The organism is Martelella sp. UBA3392, assembly GCF_002358775.1.
Lineage (GTDB): Bacteria > Pseudomonadota > Alphaproteobacteria > Rhizobiales > Rhizobiaceae > Martelella > Martelella mediterranea.
Genome location: NZ_DEPM01000300.1, coordinates 1 through 3,887 on the forward strand (window position 1 = coordinate 1; position 3,887 = coordinate 3,887).

The following is a 3,887-nucleotide window of genomic DNA, read 5'->3' on the forward strand; positions in this document are numbered from 1 at the left end:
GTTGATGACACAAGAACGAAGGGCCGATGACACGAGATGGTCAAGGCCTGGTGCTTTGTCAGCAGTCTGAGGGTTAAACCCGCTGCTTTCTGGCCGCGATGATCTTCTGCATGAGTGAGATGAATTCTGCGCTCTCCTCGTCCGAAAGGGCGAAGAGAGCGTCTTCGTTTTCCGCCGTGGCGGCGGCGATCGCGGGATCGCGGAGGGCGCGCGCGCGCTCCGTCAGCCGGATGCGCTGAACGCGGCCGTCGCCGGGGTCCTTTTCCCGCCTGATCAACCCGTCGCGTTCCATGCGCGACAGGGTGTTGGCCATGGTCGCCTGCTCGATATCGAGCCGTTCCACCAACTGCTTCTGCGTCAGTCCGTCATTTTCCCACAATTCCAGCAGCGCCGGGAAGGTGCCCGTCGTCAGCCCGAGCGGCCGGATGCGGGCGGCAAGCCCGCGTTCGAACAGGCGCGCCATATGGTTGGCGAGATAGCCGGCGGAATCGTCTTTTGAAAAGCTCATGTTCTTCATTAGCATTTGCATAGCTTGCTATGCAATGTTATATAGCTTGCTATGTAAATTGACAGGAGTACGACCATGCTTAAGACCATGCATCCCATAGCCGGCGCATTGGCGCTTGTGCTCATCACCACATTCTGGCTCTCGACCGTTATGGCGGAGGTCTTCGCCGGCCCCGAACTGGTGGCGTTGGTCAAGGCTGCGATCCCCTGGGGCTTTCTGCTGCTGGTGCCGCTACTGGCGCTGGCGGGATTGTCAGGCTTTCGCCTTGCGGGAAAAATGTGCGGGCCGCTGGTCGCGGCAAAGCGCAGGCGCATGCCGATCATTGCCGCCAACGGTATCATCGTGCTGATCCCCTGCGCGCTGTTCCTCGCGTCAAAGGCGGAAGCGGGCGCGTTTGACGCATCGTTTTATGCCGTGCAGGCAATCGAACTCGTCTTCGGCGCCGTCAATATCGCGTTGATGGCGATGAACATGCGCGACGGATTGCGGATGAAGGGGCGGCGGCGCTGACTTTCGCCGTGCCGTCAGGCCCCGATGCCCTCGGTGACGAGGCGCACGATGTCGGCGATCCCGTCTTCGGTCAGCGGCGCGCCGGCAAGCGCGTTCAGCATGGCCTGGCCAAAGACGGCAAGCAGGATCAGCGCCATGAATTCCGGGGCCTCGTCGCGGCGGAATATTCCCTGATCCTGCCCGAGCGCGACGACGTCGCGCACCAACCCCTGAAAGGATGGCCGGTCCGGGGGCGGCGCAAGACCGGGGCGGCGGGCGGGCCGCAGCGCCAGTTCTGCAAGCGTGGGGTTGGCGCGGCACCACGCGGCGCTGTCGTTAAATATGGCGCAGAGGAGCGTCTTCGCGTCCTCATCGGCTGCCATCCTGTCGCGGTAGCGGCCGTCATCGGCCTCGACCCGTGCGATCAGCGTGAGCGCGATATCCTCCTTCGAGGAGAACAGGTTATAGGCGGTCTTGCGCGTCAGCCCCGCGCCCTCGGCGATCTCCTCCATCGTGGTCGCGGCAAAGCCCTTGCGCTGAAACATGTCCTCGGCGGCAGTAAGGATCAGCGCGTGCGAACGCTCGGTGCGGGATAATCTTGTCATTTTTATACATTTGTGTATTTTTGCACATATGTAAAGAGAGGTGGCACGTGATGCTGGAACAACTCGGCGCCAATCTGTGGATTGCGGACGGCCCGGTCGTCAAAGCCAATATGGGGTTTTGCTATCCCACGCGGATGGCGGTGGTCCGCCTCAATGATGGCCACCTGCTGATCTGGTCGCCCGTTGCCGCATCGCCTGCGCTTGTCGAAGCGACCACGGCGCTCGGCGAGCCGCGCTTCCTTGTCGCGCCCAATACGCTCCACCACGTTTTCATGAGGGAATGGGCCGAGGCATTTCCCGCGGCCGATGTATATGGTCCGCGTGCGCTTGCTCAAAAGCGCAGCGACATCGCCTTCTCCGGCTTTCTGGAGGACGAAGCTGTGGCTGCGCAATGGTCGGGCGAGATCGAGCGCGCCGTGCTTGACGGCAACCGGATCATGACCGAGATCGTGTTCTTTCACCGCGCCAGCGGAACGGCAATCTTCACCGACCTGATCCAGCATTTCGAACACGGCTGGTTCTCCGGATGGCGCGGGATCGTGGCCCGGCTCGACGCCATGCAGGGTGCCGAACCCGCCGTGCCGCGCAAGTTTCGCGTCGCCTTTAGCGATCGCGCCGCAACGCGGGAAAAGGTAGAGCGGATATTGCAATGGCCGACGGAACAGGTGCTGTTCGCCCATGGCGCGCCGGTGCGGCGCGACGGGCAGGCGTTTCTGAAGCGCGCTTTTGCCTGGCTCTACTGAGCGGCGGCGTTGACCCCGTCCTTCGATCGGGCAAAGGCGCGCACCGCATCGCCGAAAGCCTCGAACAGCTTGCGGGACGCGCTATCGGTGCGGGCCCAGTATTCCGGGTGCCACTGGACGCCGACGGCGAAGTTTGTGGCCCCGATGACCGAGACTGCCTCGACGGTGCCGTCCTCGGCGACGGCCTCCACCGCCAGTTTCGGCGCGAGATCGCCGATCGCCTGCCGGTGCAGCGAATTCACCATAACCTCGCCGGCCCCGAGAATGTCGGCAAGGCAGGTGCCTTCCTTGATGAAGACGGGCTGGCGGATCACGAATTTCTCGTCGCGATTGCCGGTGTCGGGTTCGCGGTGGTCGTGGCGGTCATCGAGCTCGTGCACCTCGCTGATCAGCGTGCCGTCGAGCGCGACGTTCAGTTCCTGAATGCCACGGCAGATGCACAGAAGCGGGATGCCGCGCGAAATGGCCTGGCGGATCAGCGGCAGGGTGACGGCGTCGCGACCGGGATCGAACGGCCCGTCCTTCTCCTCGGCCTGCTTGCCGTAAAGCTGCGGCGCGACGTTGCTGGCCGCGCCGGTGATCATCACCCCTTCAACCCTGTCGAGCACGGCGTCAATGTCGGCACCCTCGGCATAGGCCGGGACGATCAGGCTCATGACGCCAGCCACATCCATCGCCGCCCCGACATATTGCTGCTGGGCCGAATGCCAGGTGATCTCGCCCATGACCTTGGTGTCTGCGGGAACGGCAATGATGGGGGTGGACATGGATTTTTCTCTGCCTGTTGCGAATGAGTGAAGTGATGTCGAGTGGCAGCAGCGCTGTCAAATGTTTCCTTTGTCCGCGCGATGCGAATTTCTATTGGCCTGATAAGCGAAATTGATGCGCCGCCTATTAGACCTTCGTTTAAAGGCGGGCGTATGGCGCTGTAAAAACGCCATCGAGAGCACGTGCAGGAGTTGAAACGACGGGAGCAAAGTGCTTTCCTCGCAGGACGTCCGCCGGAGGATTTGTGCGGGCACATCACAATTGGGAGGTATTTATGGACCGTCGTTCCTTTATGAAAAAGGTCGGTGCGGGCGGCGTCGGCGCTGCTGCCGCCACCGCGCTCGCCGCACCCGCCATCGCGCAGGAAAATCCGAAGATCACCTGGCGTCTGACGTCGTCGTTCCCGAAATCGCTGGATACGATTTATGGCGGCGCCGAGGATATCGCGAACCACGTCGGCGCTGCTACCGGCGGCAATTTCGAAATCCAGTGCTATGCGGCGGGCGAGATCGTTCCCGGCCTGCAGGCGCTCGATGCTGTGCAGGATGGCACGGTGGAAGCGGCGCACACCTGCTCCTATTATTTCTGGGGCAAGGACCCGACATTCGCAATCGGCACGGCGATCCCGTTCGGGCTCAACGCGCGGCTTTCGAATGCCTGGTTCTATCAGGGCAACGGCAACACGCTGATGAACGAGTTCTATGACGGTTACGGCGTCTACGGGCTTCCCGCGGGCAATACCGGCGCGCAGATGGGCGGCTGGTTCTCCAAGGA

Annotated in this window: 6 protein-coding genes; 3 read left to right on the forward strand and 3 right to left on the reverse strand. The window is 62.4% G+C overall.

Annotated features, from left to right (window positions below; all coding sequences use genetic code 11):
* Nucleotides 1–73: 73 nt before the first annotated feature.
* A complete protein-coding gene (locus B4E36_RS23455; protein ID WP_345900880.1) occupies nucleotides 74–508 on the reverse strand; it encodes a MarR family transcriptional regulator in 435 nt (144 codons plus the stop codon).
* Between the two features lie 75 nt (nucleotides 509–583).
* Here B4E36_RS23455 and B4E36_RS23460 point away from each other — a divergent pair, with 75 nt between their 5' ends.
* Entirely contained in the window at nucleotides 584–1,018 is a 435-nt protein-coding gene (locus B4E36_RS23460; protein WP_345900881.1) for a hypothetical protein, read from the forward strand.
* Nucleotides 1,019–1,032: 14 nt separating this feature from the next.
* On the opposite strand, the gene B4E36_RS23465 is transcribed toward B4E36_RS23460, so the two are convergent.
* Nucleotides 1,033–1,602, reverse strand: a complete 570-nt coding sequence (locus B4E36_RS23465) for a helix-turn-helix domain-containing protein (protein ID WP_345900882.1) — start codon at nucleotides 1,600–1,602, stop codon at nucleotides 1,033–1,035.
* A gap of 50 nt (nucleotides 1,603–1,652) precedes the next feature.
* On the opposite strand from B4E36_RS23465, the gene B4E36_RS23470 reads away from it, so the two are divergent.
* Entirely contained in the window at nucleotides 1,653–2,345 is a 693-nt protein-coding gene (locus tag B4E36_RS23470; RefSeq protein ID WP_345900883.1) for a DUF4336 domain-containing protein, read from the forward strand.
* Here B4E36_RS23470 and B4E36_RS23475 read toward each other — a convergent pair.
* The gene (locus B4E36_RS23475; RefSeq protein ID WP_345900884.1) at nucleotides 2,339–3,112 is read right to left on the reverse strand and encodes a gamma-glutamyl-gamma-aminobutyrate hydrolase family protein; all 774 of its coding nucleotides are present in this window, start codon (nucleotides 3,110–3,112) and stop codon (nucleotides 2,339–2,341) included. The genes B4E36_RS23470 and B4E36_RS23475 overlap by 7 nt on opposite strands.
* Nucleotides 3,113–3,387: 275 nt before the next feature.
* Between B4E36_RS23475 and B4E36_RS23480 the strand changes: the two genes are divergently transcribed.
* A partial coding sequence (locus B4E36_RS23480) for a twin-arginine translocation signal domain-containing protein (protein WP_345900885.1) occupies nucleotides 3,388–3,887 on the forward strand: 500 nt, incomplete at its 3' end.